General features: G+C 51.0%; 19 protein-coding genes. 3 read left to right on the top strand and 16 right to left on the bottom strand.

Features of this window, described 5'->3' with window-relative positions; all coding sequences use genetic code 11:
- Positions 1 to 9: 9 nt before the first annotated feature.
- The gene (locus GWC94_RS09850) at positions 10 to 2,463 is read right to left on the bottom strand and encodes an outer membrane beta-barrel family protein (RefSeq protein WP_161834861.1); all 2,454 of its coding nucleotides are present in this window, start codon (positions 2,461 to 2,463) and stop codon (positions 10 to 12) included.
- Positions 2,464 to 2,558: 95 nt separating this feature from the next.
- On the opposite strand from GWC94_RS09850, the gene GWC94_RS09855 reads away from it, so the two are divergent.
- On the top strand, positions 2,559 to 2,906 hold the full coding sequence (locus tag GWC94_RS09855) for an ArsC family reductase (protein WP_161834862.1): 348 nt from the start codon (positions 2,559 to 2,561) through the stop codon (positions 2,904 to 2,906).
- Positions 2,907 to 2,990: 84 nt separating this feature from the next.
- Here the strand turns inward: GWC94_RS09855 and GWC94_RS09860 are convergent, their stop codons facing one another.
- From GWC94_RS09860 to GWC94_RS09915, 12 genes are read right to left on the bottom strand one after another with little or no spacing between them, the layout of a single operon-like run.
- On the bottom strand, positions 2,991 to 4,070 hold the full coding sequence (locus tag GWC94_RS09860) for a TlpA disulfide reductase family protein (protein WP_161834863.1): 1,080 nt from the start codon (positions 4,068 to 4,070) through the stop codon (positions 2,991 to 2,993).
- A 1-nt stretch (position 4,071) separates the two neighbouring features.
- Positions 4,072 to 4,668 (bottom strand): bifunctional phosphoribosyl-AMP cyclohydrolase/phosphoribosyl-ATP diphosphatase HisIE, encoded by a 597-nt coding sequence (gene hisIE, locus GWC94_RS09865; RefSeq protein ID WP_161834864.1) that lies wholly within the window; start codon positions 4,666 to 4,668, stop codon positions 4,072 to 4,074.
- A gap of 56 nt (positions 4,669 to 4,724) precedes the next feature.
- Entirely contained in the window at positions 4,725 to 5,483 is a 759-nt protein-coding gene (hisF, locus tag GWC94_RS09870; protein WP_161834865.1) for an imidazole glycerol phosphate synthase subunit HisF, read from the bottom strand.
- Positions 5,484 to 5,495: 12 nt separating this feature from the next.
- Complete coding sequence (gene hisA / locus GWC94_RS09875) at positions 5,496 to 6,224, bottom strand: 1-(5-phosphoribosyl)-5-[(5-phosphoribosylamino)methylideneamino]imidazole-4-carboxamide isomerase (RefSeq protein WP_161834866.1); 729 nt, start codon at positions 6,222 to 6,224, stop codon at positions 5,496 to 5,498.
- A 34-nt stretch (positions 6,225 to 6,258) separates the two neighbouring features.
- Positions 6,259 to 6,855 (bottom strand): imidazole glycerol phosphate synthase subunit HisH, encoded by a 597-nt coding sequence (gene hisH, locus GWC94_RS09880; protein ID WP_161834867.1) that lies wholly within the window; start codon positions 6,853 to 6,855, stop codon positions 6,259 to 6,261.
- Between the two features lie 44 nt (positions 6,856 to 6,899).
- Complete coding sequence (gene trpA, locus GWC94_RS09885; protein WP_161834868.1) at positions 6,900 to 7,667, bottom strand: tryptophan synthase subunit alpha; 768 nt, start codon at positions 7,665 to 7,667, stop codon at positions 6,900 to 6,902.
- Positions 7,668 to 7,676: 9 nt separating this feature from the next.
- Positions 7,677 to 8,885, bottom strand: a complete 1,209-nt coding sequence (gene trpB / locus GWC94_RS09890; protein ID WP_161834869.1) for a tryptophan synthase subunit beta — start codon at positions 8,883 to 8,885, stop codon at positions 7,677 to 7,679.
- Positions 8,886 to 9,527 (bottom strand): phosphoribosylanthranilate isomerase, encoded by a 642-nt coding sequence (locus GWC94_RS09895; RefSeq protein ID WP_161834870.1) that lies wholly within the window; start codon positions 9,525 to 9,527, stop codon positions 8,886 to 8,888.
- The gene (gene trpC, locus GWC94_RS09900; protein WP_161834871.1) at positions 9,520 to 10,317 is read right to left on the bottom strand and encodes an indole-3-glycerol phosphate synthase TrpC; all 798 of its coding nucleotides are present in this window, start codon (positions 10,315 to 10,317) and stop codon (positions 9,520 to 9,522) included. The genes GWC94_RS09895 and trpC overlap by 8 nt, the downstream gene beginning before the upstream one ends.
- Positions 10,314 to 11,306, bottom strand: a complete 993-nt coding sequence (gene trpD / locus GWC94_RS09905) for an anthranilate phosphoribosyltransferase (RefSeq protein WP_161834872.1) — start codon at positions 11,304 to 11,306, stop codon at positions 10,314 to 10,316. Before trpD ends, trpC begins: the two co-directional genes overlap by 4 nt.
- A 5-nt stretch (positions 11,307 to 11,311) precedes the next feature.
- Complete coding sequence (locus GWC94_RS09910; protein WP_161834873.1) at positions 11,312 to 11,890, bottom strand: anthranilate synthase component II; 579 nt, start codon at positions 11,888 to 11,890, stop codon at positions 11,312 to 11,314.
- A gap of 57 nt (positions 11,891 to 11,947) precedes the next feature.
- Positions 11,948 to 13,366, bottom strand: coding sequence for an anthranilate synthase component I family protein (locus GWC94_RS09915; protein WP_161834874.1), 1,419 nt, complete (start codon positions 13,364 to 13,366; stop codon positions 11,948 to 11,950).
- Positions 13,367 to 13,596: 230 nt separating this feature from the next.
- On the opposite strand from GWC94_RS09915, the gene GWC94_RS09920 reads away from it, so the two are divergent.
- Entirely contained in the window at positions 13,597 to 14,880 is a 1,284-nt protein-coding gene (locus GWC94_RS09920) for a metal-dependent hydrolase family protein (RefSeq protein ID WP_161834875.1), read from the top strand.
- 363 nt (positions 14,881 to 15,243) lie between these two features.
- Entirely contained in the window at positions 15,244 to 15,675 is a 432-nt protein-coding gene (locus tag GWC94_RS09925; protein ID WP_161834876.1) for a DUF2147 domain-containing protein, read from the top strand.
- Positions 15,676 to 15,712: 37 nt separating this feature from the next.
- Here the strand turns inward: GWC94_RS09925 and hisB are convergent, their stop codons facing one another.
- From hisB to GWC94_RS09940, 3 genes are read right to left on the bottom strand one after another with little or no spacing between them, the layout of a single operon-like run.
- Entirely contained in the window at positions 15,713 to 16,843 is a 1,131-nt protein-coding gene (gene hisB, locus GWC94_RS09930; RefSeq protein ID WP_161834877.1) for a bifunctional histidinol-phosphatase/imidazoleglycerol-phosphate dehydratase HisB, read from the bottom strand.
- Position 16,844: 1 nt separating this feature from the next.
- A complete protein-coding gene (locus tag GWC94_RS09935) occupies positions 16,845 to 17,285 on the bottom strand; it encodes a c-type cytochrome (RefSeq protein WP_161834878.1) in 441 nt (146 codons plus the stop codon).
- 6 nt (positions 17,286 to 17,291) lie between these two features.
- Positions 17,292 to 18,593: a PQQ-dependent sugar dehydrogenase gene (locus GWC94_RS09940; protein ID WP_161834879.1), complete on the bottom strand. Its 1,302-nt coding sequence runs from the start codon at positions 18,591 to 18,593 to the stop codon at positions 17,292 to 17,294.
- Between the last annotated feature and the right edge of the window lie 11 nt (positions 18,594 to 18,604).

The following is an 18,604-nucleotide window of genomic DNA, read 5'->3' on the forward strand; positions in this document are numbered from 1 at the left end:
TCGGTCGTCTTATTTTTTCTTCAGCTTATCCAGCATATTTTTCTTTTCCCTGTCGGAAAGCGTGTTCTTCTGCACCAGCCTGTTGAGCTGGTAACTTACCGTCAGCCGGAAATTGCGCGTATTGGTTGAACTGACGCTCTCGATGGTAAAATTGCTTCCGTATGTATAGGTGTTATACTGCTGTACCGTAAACGGATCGATCAGGTTGATGCTTACCACCAGGCGGCGGTCAAAGAACCGGTGCTGTACGCCGATGTTCATATTCAGGTTGCTGCGGCTCCTGCCCTGTGGATCGGCAAAACTGCTGAAACGGGTACTTCCCTCAAATGTAAGTACGTTACTGGGCGTATAGCTGTAATTAAAACCGGTATAAAAAGTACTGCCATCCCGGTATTTGTACAATCTTTTCTCTGTTTCGCTGTACTGGTTAAAGGTATACCCCGCGCTGCCGTTTACACGGAAGCGTTTGCTGAAAGTAAAACCGCCCCAGAGGCTGGCTTCGTATTCCTGTCTGTCGGCAATATTAACGTAGGTCGTCTGGGTTTTGCCGCCGCCGGTAAGCGTACGAACCGAGTTGATCACATTATGCACCTTATTGTACCCGATGGAAGTGTTGACATAATACTTGCCCTTTATCCAGCTCAGGTTCCAGTCGAAATTATCGGACAGTGCGGGAGACAGGAACGGGTTCCCGAAACGCAGGTTATAAGGATCTCCATAATCCACATTCGGGTTCAGTTCGCCGATACCCGGTCTGCGTATGGTGGCACGGTAGGTAAGCGAAGTATTGAGCGTTCGGTTGAACTCTTTGCGTACGGTAAAATTGGGCAGTACATTCCAGTAGGTATTCGATACATCTGTTGAATTGCCTTTGATAAAGCTGAACCACATGGAGGTATGCTCTGCCTGCGCGCCGCCGGTAACCCTTATCTGCCGGGGAAACAGCAGGCTGATACCTGCCCGCACCGTAAACAGGTTCTGGTGAAAATAAAAATCGTTGCTCAGCATATCATTCTGCACAAATACACCATCCTGTTTACGCAGAAAACTTGTGTTAAGCGTATTGTGGTAAGCGGCAGGGTTGTATACCGCTCCCGTTGAAAAATTACTTCCTTTCCAGGCCAGCGGCTTGTTATAGTCTACACGGAAAGCCGCCGACTGGCTGTAATTATCGAAATACTGCGATTGGGTGGAATCGATGCCCGAAGGCTGGTTGTTCGCCTGCAGGAAATTCTGGAAAAAACCACGGTCGTTATCGTTCTTCGCCAGGTTGCCGATCGCTGTAAAACGGATAAATTCAGCAGGGTCTTTGCCCCTGTGTGTAAAAGTGGCCGTCAGGTTATGTCCGTAACCCGTTCCCTTGCTTTTGTTTTCCCTGGTGCTGCGTTTGTATGCCTGCTGAAACCGGTCCAGGTTGGTATAGCCAGCCTCGCTCAGATTGTCAAAATAATTCAGGTTGCCCTGGTAAATGATATTGCCCGTATTCTGTTTGCTGAACTCGTAATCCAGCTGCGAACGGAAATTGGGACGCAGGTTCTTGTTCCTGTACCGGCTTTCGGTATAGAAATAATTAACCGAATCGGCATAGGTATTCTGTCTGTGCGAATAGCTGTTACCGGTATACACGGTTCCCGCCAGCCCGATGGTATTGTTCAGTGATAACTGTCTGTTTCGGTAACTGAGATTGGCCGCAAGATTGGCTTCGCCCCTTGTACCGCCGCTGAGCGTTGTTCTTCCCACCCAGCCTATCTTTCCTTTTTTAGTAACGATGTTGATCACACCGCCGGTTTCGGTTGCGTACTGCGGCGGGGGATTGGTCATGACCTCGATCTTTTCGATGCTGCTCCCCGGCAGACTTTCGAGCAGGTCCTGCAGCTGTTGGGCGGTTAGCTCTGTTGGCTTGTCATCGATCAGTATCTTGGGCTCTTTCCCCTTCAGCAGTATCTTGCCGGAAGGATCGTTGTTGATCAGCGGCATATTCTTCAGCAACTCCGCCGTGGTGGCGCCGCCACTCAGCGCACTTTCGCCCACATTGTAGGTGATCTTATCGTCTTTGTTTTCGATCAATGGCTTTTCTGCGTATACGATCACTTCGTTAAGCGCAGAAGCCGAATCGCCGAGCCTGATATCACCCAGGTTAAAATCGTAACGCTCCGCACGCAGGTAGATACTGTCGATATGCATACGGGCAAAGCCGACCGCCAAAACGGAGAGCCGGTAGTACCCCATACCCAGGTTATTGAACTCGAAAGCTCCGTTCCGGTCGGCGATCGTGGAAAGATTTTTACCTGGCTCATGGATGGGGAACAACGAAATATTGGCAAAAGCCAGGGGCTTACCTGTCTTTTGTTCCAGCACATTGCCGATGATGATACCCAACTGTTTTTTTTCTTTGGGACCGGCGTCCTGGGTAAATGCACAAATACAGGTGCACAGGAATACTATCGCGAATAATAATCTCAAGCTGAACGGTTGCTCGCGGAAAAATAAGCCATTACCGATAAATAGCCGCAACCGAACGGCAGCAATAGTTAATTTTGCCCGCAGAATCGGTCAATATGATTACTGTTTACGGAATACCCAATTGCGATATCATCAAAAAAACCGGCAAATGGCTGGAAAAACACCAGGCAGGCTTTCGTTTTCACGATTACCGGAAAGAAGGCATCAGCAGGGAAAAACTGGAAGCCTGGTGCAAACAGGTTGGCTGGGAAACGCTTTTTAATAAAAGAAGCACTACCTGGAAAGAGCTGGATCCGGAAACACAGCAACTGGCAACCAACGAAAAAGCCGCGATCGATATCATGTCGGAACATGCCACGATCATCAAACGCCCGGTAGTGGAAAAGAACGGAAAAGTTGTTGCCGTTGGGTTTGACGAAAAAGCGCTGGCCGGGTTGGTTTGACAACCTATGCCAAGACCAGGATGCGGAATGTGAAAGACAAACTGAAATGGCCCGGTACCATTTCTTAAACAGGCCGGCCGCGTTTTATTTCAGCACTTCCTTCAATGTGCGGTGCAGATCGTCGCCGCGCAGATCACGACCGATGATCCTGCCCGTTGGATCTATCAGCATATTGGCGGGTATTCCCTGTATATGGTACAACTGGGCAGCTGCATTGCTCCAGTATTGCAGATCGCTTACATGCGTCCAGGTAAGCCCATCGGCTTTGATCGCCTGCAGCCAGTTCTCTTTCGACTGGTCCAGTGATACGCCGAGCACCGTAAAGTTTTTGTTTTTGAACGACTGGTAAGCACTCACCACATTGGGGTTTTCCTGGCGGCAGGGTCTGCACCAGCTTGCCCAGAAATCCACCAACACGTATTTACCGCGGAAAGACGAAAGTTTTACCGGTTTGCTGTTCACATCGTTCTGCGTAAAATCGAGCGCCATGCTGCCCACCATTCCCACCTTGGCATCGCCAAATGCTTTTTCCAGCTGCGCAGAAAAGCCGCCTACGCGGGCTGCGGGTTGCAGCGAATTGTAGTAGGGTTCTATATCGGTAAGGCCATTGAACACCGCCGCCATTCCGCCCAGTGCAAAACTGCTTACAGGCGAGGCGGGCCTGGCCTGGATGAATGCAATCGTAGCGGTCCGCGCTTTTGCCTTTATTCCATTGAATTCCTGGATCATGGAATCCTTTTTCACCGCATCTTTTTCCGCATTGATCACCGATACAAGCGCCCGCATATCATTGAGGTAAAGGGCGCATTCGGCAACAAACTGTTTAAAATCTTCCTGCAGCTGCGATCCTTTGATATCCATCTTATCGGATGCATTGATATCGCCGGTAACAGATACCTCGTCGTTGCCCATATAAAAATCGATCACCTTACTGTACGCCGGCAATCCAATGATGAATACACTGGGTGCATTCACCTGGCCGCGCAGGGTAAACACACCCTTATTGGCGGTAACGGTATTCATCAGGGTACCGTCCACGCCGTTGTACAGCACTACCTTGGTCGTATCTTTCAACCCGCTGATCTTACCGGTTACCACGTAGCCTTTCACGGGCTGCGCCAGGGCGGCTATGGGCAGGCATAATAAAAACAGTAATCTTTTCATATCATTTTGAGTGACGTTTCTGCAGGATATCGATCACGTCCTGCAAGTTATGTCCTTTGGCGTTAACCAAAAGCAAATAGTGGAACAGCAGGTCTGCGGCTTCGTTGAGAAAAAGTTCGGTATTGTCGTCCTTTGCTTCTATCACCATTTCCACCGCTTCCTCGCCCACTTTCTGGGCGATCTTGTTGATCCCTTTCGCAAAAAGCTTCGAAACATAGGAGTCTTCCGGTGGCGCCTGTTTCCGCAGGCGTATGATATCCTCCAGGTATACCAGGAAATTATCGCTGTGGTTGCGCTCCGACCAGCAGGTATCCGCACCGGTATGACACACAGGCCCTTTGGGATGCGCCTTGATCAGAAGCGTATCCTGGTCGCAGTCCTCCGCCATGCTTTTCAGCTCCAGGAAATTACCGCTCTCCTCGCCCTTGGTCCAGAGCCGTTTTTTGCTGCGGCTGTAAAACGTGACCTTGCCCGTCTGCTCGGTGCGGTGCAGCGCTTCTTCGTTCATAAAACCCAGCATCAGCACTTTGTGTGTGTCGTAGTCCTGTACGATTGCCGGCACCAGGCCGTCGGCATATTTGTTGAAATCGATTTTCATGGTTGCATGTTACGTGGTTAGACTGCTATATTGCCGGGGGCTGTTAACCCCATTATTCAATGTCTTATGCTGATCCCTTTCTCCAGCAGAAAAGCCTTGAGCTCGGGGATGGCTATCTCTTTGAAATGAAAGATACTCGCTGCCAGCGCCGCATCTGCTTTTCCCCTGGTGAACGCCTCTACAAAATGCTGCATGGTGCCGCCGCCGCCTGATGCGATCACCGGCACGGGTAAGGCTGCTGCCAAAGTTCCGGTAATATCCAATGCAAAACCCTGTTTGGTGCCATCGTGGTTCATCGAGGTGAGCAAAATTTCGCCGGCGCCCAGTTCCACCGCCTGCCGGGCCCAATCGGTGGTTAGGGCATCGGTTCGGGTGCGGCCGCCATTGAGGTACACATACCAGTTGCCATCGGCTTCCTGCCGGGTATCGATGGCCAGCACCACGCACTGGCTGCCGAACTCACGGGAGAGGTCGGCGATCAGCTGCGGGTTTTTATACGCAGCGGTATTAACGGATATCTTATCTGCCCCGTTTTGCAGCAAAACACGCACATCTTCCACGCTGCTGATGCCGCCACCTACGGTAAAAGGAATATTAATATGATGCGAAATACGGTTCACCAGCTCGCGCAGCGTTTTCCTTTTTTCGACCGTGGCGGTGATATCGAGGAATACGAGCTCATCCGCTCCCTGCCTTGCATAGAGTGCTCCCAGCTCCACCGGATCGCCTGCGTCGCGGATATTCTCGAAATTGATCCCTTTTACGGTTCTTCCGTCTTTGATATCGAGACAGGGGATGATGCGCTTGGTAAGCATGGGTGCGAATGGTTAAATGGTTGAATGGTTGAATTGCCCGAGGTCGCCGAGCGTAATGCGGTTTTCGTAGATGGCTTTGCCTACTATTGCGGCGCTGCAGCCGATGGAGCGCAATTGTTGCAGGTCTTCGATGGAACTTACACCGCCGCTGGCAATAAAGAAAACCGCGGGGAACTGTTCTATGATCTTTTTGTACAACTCTGCGGAAGGGCCTTCGAGTTTTCCGTCTTTGCTGATATCGGTGCAGAACACCTGTCGTATCCCTTTCGCAACATATTTGCCGATAAAACCGTATACATCTTCTTCCGTTGTTTCCAGCCAGCCGCCAACGGCGATTTTATGACCCTTGACATCCGCGCCCAGCAGGAATTTTTCCGCACCGTATTTCTCGATCCATTCGGAAAATAAAGTTTCATTTTTGACGGCAAGACTGCCGATGGTGGCAAACGCCGCGCCCGATTGCAGCACTTCCTGCAGGTCGCTCTCCGTTTTGATACCGCCGCCAAAATCGATCTCGAGTGCGGTATGTTTCGCGATGCGCTCCAACACTTTCCCGTTGGTTACTTTACCCGCTTTGGCACCGTCGAGATCAACCAGGTGCAGGCGTTTCAAACCGGCAGCTTCAAATTGCAAAGCCATTTCCAGCGGGTCTTCGTGGTATATTTTTTTCTGGTCGTAATCGCCCTGCGTAAGCCGGACGCATTTGCCATCGATGATATCTATTGCGGGTATGATCAGCATGAGCGGGAATGATTAGGCGATTGGTTGTCTGGGTTTATCGTTCAATAAAATTTTTCAGTATCTGCTCTCCCACCCGGGCGCTTTTTTCGGGATGAAACTGAACACCGTAAAAATTATCCCTGTGTAATGCCGAACTATAAGGATCGGGATAATCTGTTTTGGCGATGGTATGCTGCCCCAGGGCCGCATAGTATCCGTGTACAAAATAACAATAGCTGTTTTCCGGAACACCTTGAAACAGATCTGTTTTCAGACCATAGATATTGTTCCAGCCGATCTGCGGCACTTTTACCGTTTCTCCGTTTGCGGATGGCTGGAATTTCCGGACGCTTTCCTCAAAAATACCAAGACAGGCGGTATCATTCTCCTCGCTGTGCGTACACATCAGCTGCATACCCAGGCAGATACCCAGCACAGGTTGCCGCAACTCCCTGATAAGACTATCGAGATTTCTTTCTTTCAGGTATTGCATAGCCGTGCTTGCCTCTCCCACACCGGGAAAAATCACTTTGTCCGCAGAAACTATTTTTTCATGATCATCGGTTACCAGGGCTTCCGCACCGATCCTCTCGAGTGCGTACAATACCGATTGAATATTGCCCGCATTGTATTTTATGATAACGGTAGTCATATTGTTTTGTTTACCATCAGCCCGTTCAACAACTGGTTTCCCGGTTACTGTATGCTGCTTAAAAAATTTCCGGTCGCGGTTTCCACATCGGTGCCGTTTTCCAGCGCCTGTATATACGCGGTGCCGATAATTCCGCCGTTTGCATATTGGCAGGCCGATTGAAATGTTTCCCTGTCCTTGATACCAAAACCAACCAGCACCGGGTTCTTCAACTGCATTTCCTGCAAACGCTGCAGGTACACTGCCACTGAAGAAAAATCCTTGTCCTTACCCGTGGTAGCTGATGAGCTTACCGCATACAGGAAGCCGCTGCTCAATGCATCCAGTTTACCCACCCTTTCCCCGGAGGTTTCTGGCGTAACCAGGAAAATAAAATCGAGCCCATACTGTTTGATGACCGGCCCGTATTCTGTTTCAAATTCGTATTCGGGAAGGTCCGGAAGGATCAGCCCGTCCACACCGGCGGCCGCCGCATCTGCACAGAATTTTTCAAACCCATACTGCAGTACGGGGTTCATATATCCCATCAATACAACGGGTATGTTTATTTCCGTTCTGAAACCCTGCAATTGTTCGAACAGCACTGCTATGGTCATGCCGTTCTGCAATGCGCGGCTGCCGCTGGCCTGTATCACCGGACCATCTGCAAGCGGGTCGCTGTAGGGCATACCCAATTCAATGAGATCCGCACCATGGCGCTGCAGGGCTTTCATGACTGTACGGGTGCTGTTTAACCCGGGGTAGCCTGCGGTGCAGTATACGTTCAGCACCTGCTTGTTCTTCCTGGCAAATAATTCCTGTAACCTGCTCATGTGGTTCTTTTATTGTTGGCTGTATTTGTCGAGTTCCTTCATATAGGTACCGAGGTCTTTGTCGCCTCTTCCGCTTAAACATACCACTACGCGGTCGGCGGCAGACAGGTTAAGTTTTCCCAGTACAGACAATGCATGCGCGCTTTCAAGTGCCGGTATGATGCCCTCTGTTTTGCTCAGGTGAAAAGCCGCAGCCAGTGCCTCCTCATCTGTTGCGCTGAGAAATTTTCCGCGGCCGCTTGCATACAGGTTGGCATGCATCGGGCCGATACCGGGATAATCCAGTCCTGCCGAAATACTATGCGGTTCCACCACCTGTCCGTCGGCCGTTTGCATCACAAGGCTTTTACTGCCGTGCAGCACGCCCGGCGTACCCAGCTGTGTGGTGGCTGCGCTGAGGCCGCTGTCAACACCATGTCCCGCCGCCTCCACCGCCACCAGCTGCACCGATGGTTCCTCGAGAAAATGATAAAAAGCGCCGGCCGCATTGCTGCCGCCGCCCACGCAGGCTATCACATGGGTGGGTAGGGCATGACCCGTTTTCTCTTTCAGCTGCCAGCGCATTTCCTCGCTGATCACACGCTGAAAACGCGCCACCATATCGGGATACGGATGGGGGCCTACCACGCTGCCGATGATATAATGTGTGTCTACGGGGTTATTGATCCAGTCGCGGATGGCTTCGTTGGTGGCGTCTTTTAATGTTTTGCTTCCGCTTGTAGCCGGTATCACCCTGGCGCCAAGCATCTGCATGCGCGCAACATTCGGGGCCTGCCGTTCAATATCCTTTTCGCCCATGTAAACAATGCATTCCATTCCTTTCAGCGCACATACGGTTGCGGTTGCCACGCCATGCTGCCCGGCACCGGTTTCGGCGATGATGCGTTTTTTTCCAAGCCGGCGCGCCAGCAATATCTGCCCGATGGTGTTGTTGATCTTGTGGGCGCCTGTATGACAAAGGTCCTCGCGTTTAAGATAAACCGGCGCGCCGTATTCTGCACTCAGCCGTTCGGCCAGGAACAGGGGCGTAGGGCGGCCTACATAGTCGGTGAGCAGCTGCTGAAACTCCTTTTGAAAAGCAGTCTCCTGCATAATCTCCAGGTAGCGGCGCTGCAGTTCTGCCACGTTCCTGTGCAGCATCTCGGGGATGTAGGCGCCGCCGAATTTTCCATAATAACCATGGTTATCGGGTTGGCTGTATATCGTTGTACTTGTCATCTATAGTTGTTTTACGACGGGGATAAATGTCTTCAGTTTGTCCATATCCTTACTGCCCGGCGAAATCTCGAACCGGCTGTTTACATCGATCGAAAAAAGATCCTTTGCCACCGGGTCCTTTGCAAATTCGGCAAGCGCCTCCGCATCATCCGGCCCGATGCCGCCGCTCAGGAAAAAAGGTTTGCCGATAGTCAGTCCTTTCAGCATATCCCAGTTGAATTTTTTCCCGGTGCCGCCATAACCCGTGCCATCGGTATCAAACAGGAACATATCGACGATATCCATATAGTCTTTGATCTTCCACAGCACATTTTCATTCTCTCGGAGACGGAAAGCTTTGATCACGGATACATAGTCTGCCACTTTCTCGCAATACTTCGGGGTTTCATCGCCGTGCAGCTGAACAAGGTACAGACCGCAGTCGTCCACCGTCTGCAGCAGTTCCTCCACTTCCGCATTTACGAACACACCCACTTTGTTGATCCCTTTGCCCCTGATCTTCTTTATTTCGGGGCGGGACATAAACCGGTACGCATACCTCGGTGATTTAGGGTAGAAGATGAACCCGGCGAATTCCACGCCCATTTCATCCAGCTGCATTACCTGCTCGGCACTGGTCATGCCGCAAACTTTGCTACGCATGTTGTTTTGCTTTTAGTTGACTGACGAAATCAGCAAAAGCAATCGAAGGATCGGTCTGTTTCATAAAGTTCTCACCGATCAGGAATCCTGTAAAACCAGCCTGGCGTAAAGTTACGATCGTATCCACCTCGCTGATACCGCTTTCGGCAACAGCCGGTTTGGAACCGGGTATTTTGGTGATAAGGTCGAGCGAAGCCCGGATACTTACCTCGAAGGTCTTCAGGTTGCGGTTGTTCACGCCCACCATATCCACCTGGTCGCAGATATGCGCCAGCTCGGCTTCGTTGTGTATCTCCAGCAACACTTCAAGCCCTAACTGTCTGGCGGCGATCGCCAGTTCTTTTACCCGTGCGGGCGACAAACACGCCGCGATCAGCAGGATCACATCCGCACCGAAAGCCTTGGCTTCCGTCAGCTGGTATTCATCGATCATAAAATCCTTGCGGAGCAGCGGTACCCGGTTCGTATTGGCCGCTACCAGGTCTTCGAGACTGCCCCCAAAAAAATCCGTGTCCGTCAGCACCGAAATACCCGAAGCACCGTTGGCGGCATAGGCTTTTGTCACTTCCACCACCTGGGCCTGACTGTTGATCACGCCCTTGCTCGGAGACTTACGCTTGAACTCGGCAATGATCCCGGTTTTGGACGGATCGCGCAAAGACCGCACCAGCGATGGGCTCTGTTTCCCGAACAAAGGCATCTGCTCCAGTTCGGAAACGGGTATGTCCGCTTTCCTGTTCGCCACTTCCTGCTGTTTGCGTTCGATGATGGTATCGAGTATGTTCTTCATTGTAAACTGATAAGGTTTTGTAAGGAACGGTGGGCCTTTCCGTTCTCTAGACTGTCTACCGCCGCGCTGTAGGCACTCTCGTAACGGTCGTAGCTGCCGGTGCAATACAGGGCCATCGCAGCGTTGGCAAGCACAACGGCATTCTGCGCCCAGCTTCCCTTTCCGCTGATGATCCTGGTAAAAATTTTGGCCGCTTCCTCCACGGTATTTCCGCCGTAGATATCTTCTTTGGCTACGGTGCGTTTACCCAGCTGTTCGGGTGTCATAATCCTTTCTCCTTCATTGGTGATCACTTTGGTATCGTTGGTCAGCGATATTTCGTCGTACCCGTCCAGCCCGTGAATGATGGTAAACGCTTTTCCTGTCTGCTGCAGCAGGTAATTGTAGATACGCGCCATCTCGAGATTATATACACCCACCAGCTGGTAGGCAGGAGACGCGGGGTTCACCATCGGCCCCAGCATATTGAAGAAAGTGCGCAGGCCGAAATTTTTACGGATCGGTCCCACAATCTTCAATGCGGGATGGAAGATGGGCGCATGCAGGAAGCAGATATTGGCCGCATCCAGTTCCCTGCGCAACGCATCTTTGCTGTTCTTGAACGTATACCCCAGCTGTTCCATTACATTGGAAGAGCCGCTGATCGATGAGGCGCCGTAGTTGCCATGCTTGGCCACTTTCTGTCCGGCACCCGCCACTACGAAGCAGGACAGCGTAGAAATATTGAAGGTATTTTTGCCATCGCCGCCGGTGCCCACAATATCCATAAGCGGTTCATCGCCCAGATCGGCTTTTACGCACAATTCGAGCAAGGCATCGCGGAAGCCCTGCAGCTCTTCGATGGTAATACTGCGCATCAGGTACACGGTAATAAAAGCGGCTATCTCGCTTTCGTTGTACTGACCGCGCGAAATATTGATCAGTATTTCTTTTGCCTGCTCACGCAACAGCGTTTTGTGTTCAAACAGGTATTGTAAGATCTTCTTCATGATGATTATTTCAGCCAGTTTCGCAATAAGGTTTCACCATCGGGTGTAAGTACGCTTTCGGGATGAAACTGCACGCCCTGGATATCGTAGCGGGTATGCTGCAGTCCCATGATATAACCGTTCTTATCCCTGGCCGTTATCTCCAGTTCACCGGGAAAGTCTTCCTCGCTTACCACCCAGCTATGGTAACGGCCCACCGCAAACTCATCGGGCAATCCTTCGAACAAACGGCTTCTGACACCTGAGCGCTCGCTTCGCACAACAACAGGTGTTGCCACGCCGTGGTATACAGACTGCAGGTTTACCAGTTTACCGCCAAAGGATTCGCCGATGGCCTGGTGCCCCAGGCAAACGCCCAGTATGGATTTGCTGGCCGCATATTCTTTGATCAGGGGCAGCAGCATACCCGCTTCAGAAGGGATGCCGGGTCCGGGCGAAAGGATGATCTTATCGTAAGCCTTTATTTTTTCCATCGGCAGTGCATCGTTCCTGACCACATCCACCTGCCCGTGAACGATCTTTTCCACCAGGTGTACCAGGTTATAGGTGAATGAATCGTAATTATCGAATACCAGTATTTTCATTTGGTTTGTTTTGTTTTATTCCCGGATCGGTTTCATCACTGTCCGTTGCTTATTTATTTACCCGATCCCTCCCGCTATTTCCAGCGCTTTTTTCAGTGCGTTAAGTTTGTTGTTCACTTCCTGCAATTCGCTTTCCGGAACACTGGCCGCCACCACACCCGCGCCGGCCTGGTAGATCAGTGTATTGTTCCTGCTGAGGAAGCTGCGTATCATAATGGCATGGGTACAGCTTCCGTCAAAACCCATAAAGCCGATGGCCCCTCCGTAATAACTGCGTGCGGTGGGTTCATAGTCGTCGATGATCTGCATGGCTTTGAACTTCGGCGCGCCGCTTAAAGTACCTGCGGGAAATGTTTTTGCCAGCAGTTCAAATGGATTATGCCCTGCACGAACTTTTCCGGTCACCTCGCTTACCAGGTGTATTACATGGCTGTAATAATGCACCTGTCTGTAGCGGTTCACCACCACATCGTCGCATGCCCTGCTCAGGTCGTTGCGTGCAAGGTCTACGAGCATTACATGTTCGGCGTTTTCCTTTGCATCCTGCAGCAGTCTTTCCGTCAACTGCTGATCGGTTGCTTCATCGCCGGTTCTTTTAAAAGTTCCTGCAATCGGGTGTACAATGGCCTTGCCGTTCTGTATCAGCAGTTGCGCCTCGGGAGAAGAACCCATGAGTTTGTAATCGCCATAATCGAAAAAGAACAAATAAGGCGAAGGGTTTACACTGCGCAATGCACGGTATACATTGAACTCATCTCCCGAAAAACCCTGCTGAAACCTGCGGCTGAGCACGATCTGGAATACATCTCCCCTGTGACAGCGGTCGATTCCTTTTTTCACCATAGCGATGTATTCGCTGTCGGTCATATTGGACGACTCCGGCCCGGTTGTCCCGAAGGGATATACCGGTACATCCTTGCTCCTGATCAGCGACTCCACAACAGCCAGTTCGGTTTCCACGCCGGGTATAATGTTTTCGCAGATATACAGTTCATCCTTGAAATGATTGAAGGCGATCACATACTGGTACAAACGGTAACGCATGAGCGGTATGGATGCGGCTTCCTGCGCAGGTTTTGCGAGCTCTATGGTATCGAAAAACTGTACCGCATCGAAACTGGTATAACCGAATAACCCCTGGGCAAATTTCCCTTCTTTTGATGCCGGTGTTTTGGCATCGAAACTTTGCATAAACTGCCATAACTGACCCGGCACTTCTGATGCCTGCCTGATGACCGCTTTTTCAGGATGTGTTCCGGGCAATTTGAACTCGATGCTTTCCGGCGTGCTGATCTCGATACCCGCAATGGCATTGATGCAGATAAAGGAATAGCTGTTCTCCGCAGAATGGTGGTCTGTACTTTCCAGCAGCACCGTATCCCTGAACCTGTCGCGCACCCGCAGGTAAATACCCACCGGCGTGAATACATCGGCCAGAATGGTCTTGCACCTTGTTTCTAAACTTACTTTTTTCATGTCCCTTTTTTTATCGCCCGCCTGCGGAATAATAAAAAACCCCGACAGGATTTGTCGGGGTTTGAATATGATTCACAAGTACTGGCATGCCACTACAATCCCCGAACGGAGTTTGTATGCCACCACCAGTTTTGTTGAAATACGTTTGTCATATCCCTACAAAAATGAGGGAGAATCTTTTTACAAACAAATTTTTTTTCAAGGCTGCGTTCTTGTGCTAATTTTCAGGAATGCGAATACCGTTTATGCTTGCCGTTCTGCTGCTTACCCATTACGGCGCCGCCCACGGCCAGCAGCCCGATACCGTTCTTGTATTAGCGCCCGATCGGGTATTCGATGGCACGGCCATGCACAGCGGATGGCGGGTATGGGTACAGGGCGGCACCATACTTGCCGCCGGCGAAAATGCCGGCATACCGGCCGGTACCCCGCAGAAAATGATCGCCTTACCGGGCACCACCTTGCTGCCCGGGTTGATAGAGGGCCACTCCCACCTGCTGCTGCATCCTTATAACGAAACAAAATGGGATGAACAGGTATTGAACGAATCCAGCGCCGAAAGGGTGGCCAGGGCGGTGGTGCATGCGCAGCAAACCCTGCTGGCGGGGTTTACCACGGTACGCGATCTGGGCACAGAAGGTTCGGGATACGACGATGCAGGGCTGAAGACGGCGATCGAAAAAGGACTGATACCCGGCCCCAGGATGATCATCGCCACCCGGGGCATTGTGGCAACAGGAAGCTATGGCCCCAGGCTGAAAAATACGGAACACAGCATTATCCGCGGCGCGGCGGAAGCCGATGGAACGGATGCCCTGATCAGGGAAGTCCGCACCCAGATAGGAAATGGCGCGGATGTTGTTAAGGTATACGCGGATTACCGCTGGGGACTGGAGAAAAATCCCGAACCCACCTTCAGCCTCGAGGAGTTGAAGACGGTCGTAGGCGTGGCTTCGGCCGGCGGCAGAAAAGTGGTGGCGCATGCCAGCACGGCCGAAGGAATGAAACGGGCCGCCCTGGCGGGTATTTCCACCATCGAGCATGGAGACAACGGCAATGAAGAAGTGTTTGATATCATGCTCAGGAACAAAACGGCCTATTGCCCCACGCTGGCCGCCGCAGAAGCAACCGCCGGCTACGACGGATGGCGCAAAGGCATCGATGCAGACACCAAACGCATAAGCGCCAAGAAAAAAAGTTTTGCAGTGGCATTACAGAAAGGTGTGACGATCTGCTTTGGCGGCGATGTGGGCGTGTTTCCGCATGGCGATAACGCAAGAGAAATGGAACTGATGGTGGAATACGGTATGAAACCCATAGCGGTTCTGCAGGCAGCCACAGCTGTTAATGCGGATGTATTTGGCTACGGTAACCGGATAGGAAGGATCAGAAAAGGTCTTGCGGCCGATATCATTGCCGTAAAAGGAGATCCTTCACAAAACATTAAGGATATACGGCAGACGCGGCTCGTAATGAAAGAGGGGGCAGTGTATCTTTATCGGCAGACGCAATAAGCGGTATCTGCAGAAGCAGGCTTTCGATCGAGAATGCTGACATGCAAAAAGCCTGTCAACTTAGAATACACGGAGAAAATCTCTGTGCAACTCCGTATCTCCGTGGCTCTGTGTTGAAAAAAAACCGACCATAGGGTTATTGAAACCGGAAGGTAACTGAGACACAGTTTCAACACAGAGCCACAGGGGCACGGAGGTACACAGAGGGATACGAAACGCAAGCTTTACCAAGACCCCGATGGCCTGCATAAACCAACCGATCCTAATGGCACCCTGAATAAAAAATATTTGGTTAAATAAAGAACTTAGAATACACGGAAACAGAGCGTCGGGGGAATTTTTGACGGTACAAATCCAATGAGTATGAAAACATTGCTTTTTTTACTGCTTTCAGGTTTTATCAGTACGGCTGTGGCCAAGGAAGGCCCTGATGATATCACCGGTATCTGGATGAACCAGAGCGGGAAAGGCCAGATACAGATCTATAAGGAAGGCGAGAAATACTTTGGCAAGATCATCTGGCTCAAAGAGCCGAACAATGCCCAGGGCAATCCTAAGCTCGATATTAAAAATCCCAGGGTTTCCCTGCAGAACAGACCCATTCTGGGCGCCGTGATACTGCGTGATTTCAGTTTTAAAAACGAAGAATGGAGCGGCGGCTATGTATACGATCCCGCAAACGGAAAAGAATACAAATGCTACATGAAACTAAAGGACCAGAAAACCCTCAGCGTCCGCGGTTATATCGGCATCTCCCTGCTGGGAAGAACAGAGGAATGGACGCGGATGAGATAAGGCATCGGACCAAAGACATTTGCGATTCCCGCATCCTTTACAGCACGCCTTTTGTTGAGGGTAAATAATTCGAGAACGGGTCTCTTTTCACCGCCATCCTGATCGCTTTGGCAAACGCTTTGAAGATGGCCTCTATCTTGTGGTGTTCGTTATCGCCCCTGCATTCTATGTTGAGGTTGCATTTGGCTGCATCGCTGAACGACTTGAAGAAATGGACGAACATTTCCGTTGGCATCTCACCTATTTTTTCGCGTTTGAATTCCGCGTTCCAGACCAGCCAGTTCCTGCCGCCGAAATCGATCAGCACTTTGGCTTCGGCCTCATCCATCGGCAGCGCAAAACCATAGCGTTCCATACCGCGTTTATCAGTTAATGCCCTGGCAAACGCCTCACCCAGCGCAATGCCGGTATCTTCTATGGTATGGTGTTCGTCGATATGCAGATCACCTTTTGCTTCGATCGTCAGATCCATTTTGCCATGCCTGGCCACCTGGTCCAGCATATGATCAAAGAAACCGAGCCCGGTATCGATCTTCGACCGGCCGCTGCCATCGAGCGTGAGCTCCACATGGATCTGCGTTTCATTGGTATTGCGGTCATGAACCACCGATCTTGCGCCCAGTTTCAGGAATGAATAGATATCGTGCCAGTTATCCGTTTCAAATGCAATCGTGGGACGAAGCAGTATCTCCTCGTCTTCTGTCAGTTCGTGCAGGGGCGATCTGAGGTAAATGGCTTTGCAGCCCAGGTTCTTCGCAAGCTGTATATCGCTCCACCTGTCGCCTACCATATAGGAATTGGCCAGATCAAAAGCGGGATTGCCGACAAGGTGTTTTAACAGACCGATACCCGGTTTACGCGTATCCTGGTTGTCTTTCGGAAAGGTCCTGTCGATATGCATTTCATCGAATACAAACCCCTCCCCCGCCAGCGTATCGGTCATCAGGTTATGGTACGGATAGAAAGTGTTTTCCGGGTATACCTCGGTTCCCAGACCATCCTGGTTGGTGATCATCACCTTGTAAAAATCCATCTCCGCCGCAATCCTTGACAGGGTGGCGATGCAATGCGGCAAAAATTTTACCTCGTCCAGTCGGTCTATCTGGTAGTCGCCAGGCGGCTCTATCAGTACCACACCATCCCTGTCCAGCAGCAATATCCTTCTCATATTATTTTGTTTTCGCGCGCACCGCTTTTACTTCTGCCGGTGTTATGGCAGAAGCCCTGTTACTCCAGCTATTGCGAACATAGGTAAGCACGTCAGATATCTGCTGATCGTTCAGATCGGCAAGCGGCGTCATATTGTTGCTGTAATATTCCCCGTCTATTTCAACGCGGTCGCTGTAGCCTTTCAGTATGATGCGTACCAGTTTTGTTTTGTCGTTACCCTGCACCAGCGATGCCCCGTCGAGGGGCGCATTCAGGTGGGGTACACCGCCGCCGTCTACCTGGTGACATACCAGGCAACGCTGCGTATATATCCTTTTACCTCTGTCCATGGTTGCTTTACCGATGGCAGCGGGTTTGGGAGCCTGTACGGGCTTTCCCTTAAAAGACTGAAGACCTGCTAAAGCGATCAACAATACCAGACCGCCGATTGTTTTTTTCATCAATACTTATTTGCCGTTATAAACTATGCGGTAAATGGTCCCTTTCTGGTCATCGCTCACATACAGCGATCCGTCGGGGCCCTGTGCCAGTCCGGTGGGACGATGCAGTGCAGAGCGCGGTGTGATATTATCCACTCCTGCAAAACCGTTGGCGAATATTTCCCATTTGCCGCTTGGTTTTCCGTTCTCAAACGGAACGAACACCACGTAATAACCCTCCTGCGGTAATGGCGCCCTGTTCCAGGAACCATGGAAGGCAACAAAAGCGCCGTTCTTATATTTCGCAGGGAACATATTGCCCGTGTAAAAAAGCAATGCATTCGGCGCCAGGTGTGCCGGAAAAGCAACAACAGGATCTATCGCGTCTTTACCGCCTTCTTTCTTGCCATCGCCGCCGTATTCGGGCGCCTGCATTTTTTTATTCTGGAAAGGATCGTAATAGATATAGGGCCAGCCTGCGTTGTCGCCTTTTTTCAATGCATACATACATTCGGCGGGCAGTTCGGCATTGTCTTTTTCGGTAAAAAGATTGGGGAAGATATTATGCAGGTCGTCGCGTCCATGCTGCATCACAAATAACTGGTTGGCCTGCTGGTTCCAGTCAAGACCCACCACATTGCGCAAACCGGTGGCATACCGAACGCCGTCGCCATAGGTCTGACCACCTTTATCGGCGCTGAACTGCCAGATACCGCCGGCAGAATCGAGAATGGGACAGGGTGTTCTTCCGAGCGAGCCCGCCTGACGGTCTCTTTCCTGGCAGGAATTGGAATAAGCACCGATATTCACATAAATACTTCCGTTGTTATCAAGTACGATCGATTTTGACTCGTGCTGGCGGCGGTTGATCAGCCCGCTGATGATCTTTTCCGCTTTTGTGGTGTCGATCACATTTTCCTTATCATCCAGTTTATAACGGAACACTTCTTCGTCTGAAGAAGCATAGAGGTACCCGTTCTTGATGGTGATGCCTGTTCCGCCGTACTGACCAAACCCGGTTATCTGGTCGGCCTTGCCATCGCCGTCGGCATCGTGCAGTTTGGTAATGCCTTTGCCGTTTACACGACCGGTCAGCTTTACATATACATCTCCCTGTTTGTTTACAACAATATGTCTTGCCCTGCCGATGTTTTCCGCCACCACCAGCGCACCAAATCCGGTGGGTAATTTCAGACCGGCATTGTCTGCATCGGCCGCCACGGTTTTAGCGGGCTTTTTCTTCGGGTCATCTCCCGAAGCTTTTGCATGGGAAATGCCATATCCCGACAGGATCATGGCAAGCGACAAAATTTGAAAGGCCTTTTTCATTTGAATGTTTG

Origin of the sequence: Sediminibacterium soli (assembly GCF_009939225.1) — a bacterium.
In the GTDB taxonomy this organism is placed as follows: domain Bacteria; phylum Bacteroidota; class Bacteroidia; order Chitinophagales; family Chitinophagaceae; genus Sediminibacterium; species Sediminibacterium soli.

Coding starts and splice junctions, on each gene's coding strand:
- GWC94_RS09915 (WP_161834874.1), bottom strand. CDS start 13,366: ATGAAAAAAGTAAGTTTAGAAACAAGGTGCAAGACCATTCTGGCCGAT.
- trpD (WP_161834872.1), bottom strand. CDS start 11,306: ATGAAGAAGATCTTACAATACCTGTTTGAACACAAAACGCTGTTGCGT.
- GWC94_RS09855 (WP_161834862.1), top strand. CDS start 2,559: ATGATTACTGTTTACGGAATACCCAATTGCGATATCATCAAAAAAACC.
- GWC94_RS09935 (WP_161834878.1), bottom strand. CDS start 17,285: ATGAAAAAAACAATCGGCGGTCTGGTATTGTTGATCGCTTTAGCAGGT.
- trpA (WP_161834868.1), bottom strand. CDS start 7,667: ATGAGCAGGTTACAGGAATTATTTGCCAGGAAGAACAAGCAGGTGCTG.
- hisH (WP_161834867.1), bottom strand. CDS start 6,855: ATGACTACCGTTATCATAAAATACAATGCGGGCAATATTCAATCGGTA.
- hisB (WP_161834877.1), bottom strand. CDS start 16,843: ATGAGAAGGATATTGCTGCTGGACAGGGATGGTGTGGTACTGATAGAG.
- hisA (WP_161834866.1), bottom strand. CDS start 6,224: ATGCTGATCATACCCGCAATAGATATCATCGATGGCAAATGCGTCCGG.
- GWC94_RS09925 (WP_161834876.1), top strand. CDS start 15,244: ATGAAAACATTGCTTTTTTTACTGCTTTCAGGTTTTATCAGTACGGCT.
- hisF (WP_161834865.1), bottom strand. CDS start 5,483: ATGCTTACCAAGCGCATCATCCCCTGTCTCGATATCAAAGACGGAAGA.
- GWC94_RS09940 (WP_161834879.1), bottom strand. CDS start 18,593: ATGAAAAAGGCCTTTCAAATTTTGTCGCTTGCCATGATCCTGTCGGGA.
- trpC (WP_161834871.1), bottom strand. CDS start 10,317: ATGAAGAACATACTCGATACCATCATCGAACGCAAACAGCAGGAAGTG.
- GWC94_RS09910 (WP_161834873.1), bottom strand. CDS start 11,890: ATGAAAATACTGGTATTCGATAATTACGATTCATTCACCTATAACCTG.
- hisIE (WP_161834864.1), bottom strand. CDS start 4,668: ATGAAAATCGATTTCAACAAATATGCCGACGGCCTGGTGCCGGCAATC.
- GWC94_RS09860 (WP_161834863.1), bottom strand. CDS start 4,070: ATGAAAAGATTACTGTTTTTATTATGCCTGCCCATAGCCGCCCTGGCG.
- trpB (WP_161834869.1), bottom strand. CDS start 8,885: ATGACAAGTACAACGATATACAGCCAACCCGATAACCATGGTTATTAT.
- GWC94_RS09920 (WP_161834875.1), top strand. CDS start 13,597: ATGCGAATACCGTTTATGCTTGCCGTTCTGCTGCTTACCCATTACGGC.
- GWC94_RS09895 (WP_161834870.1), bottom strand. CDS start 9,527: ATGCGTAGCAAAGTTTGCGGCATGACCAGTGCCGAGCAGGTAATGCAG.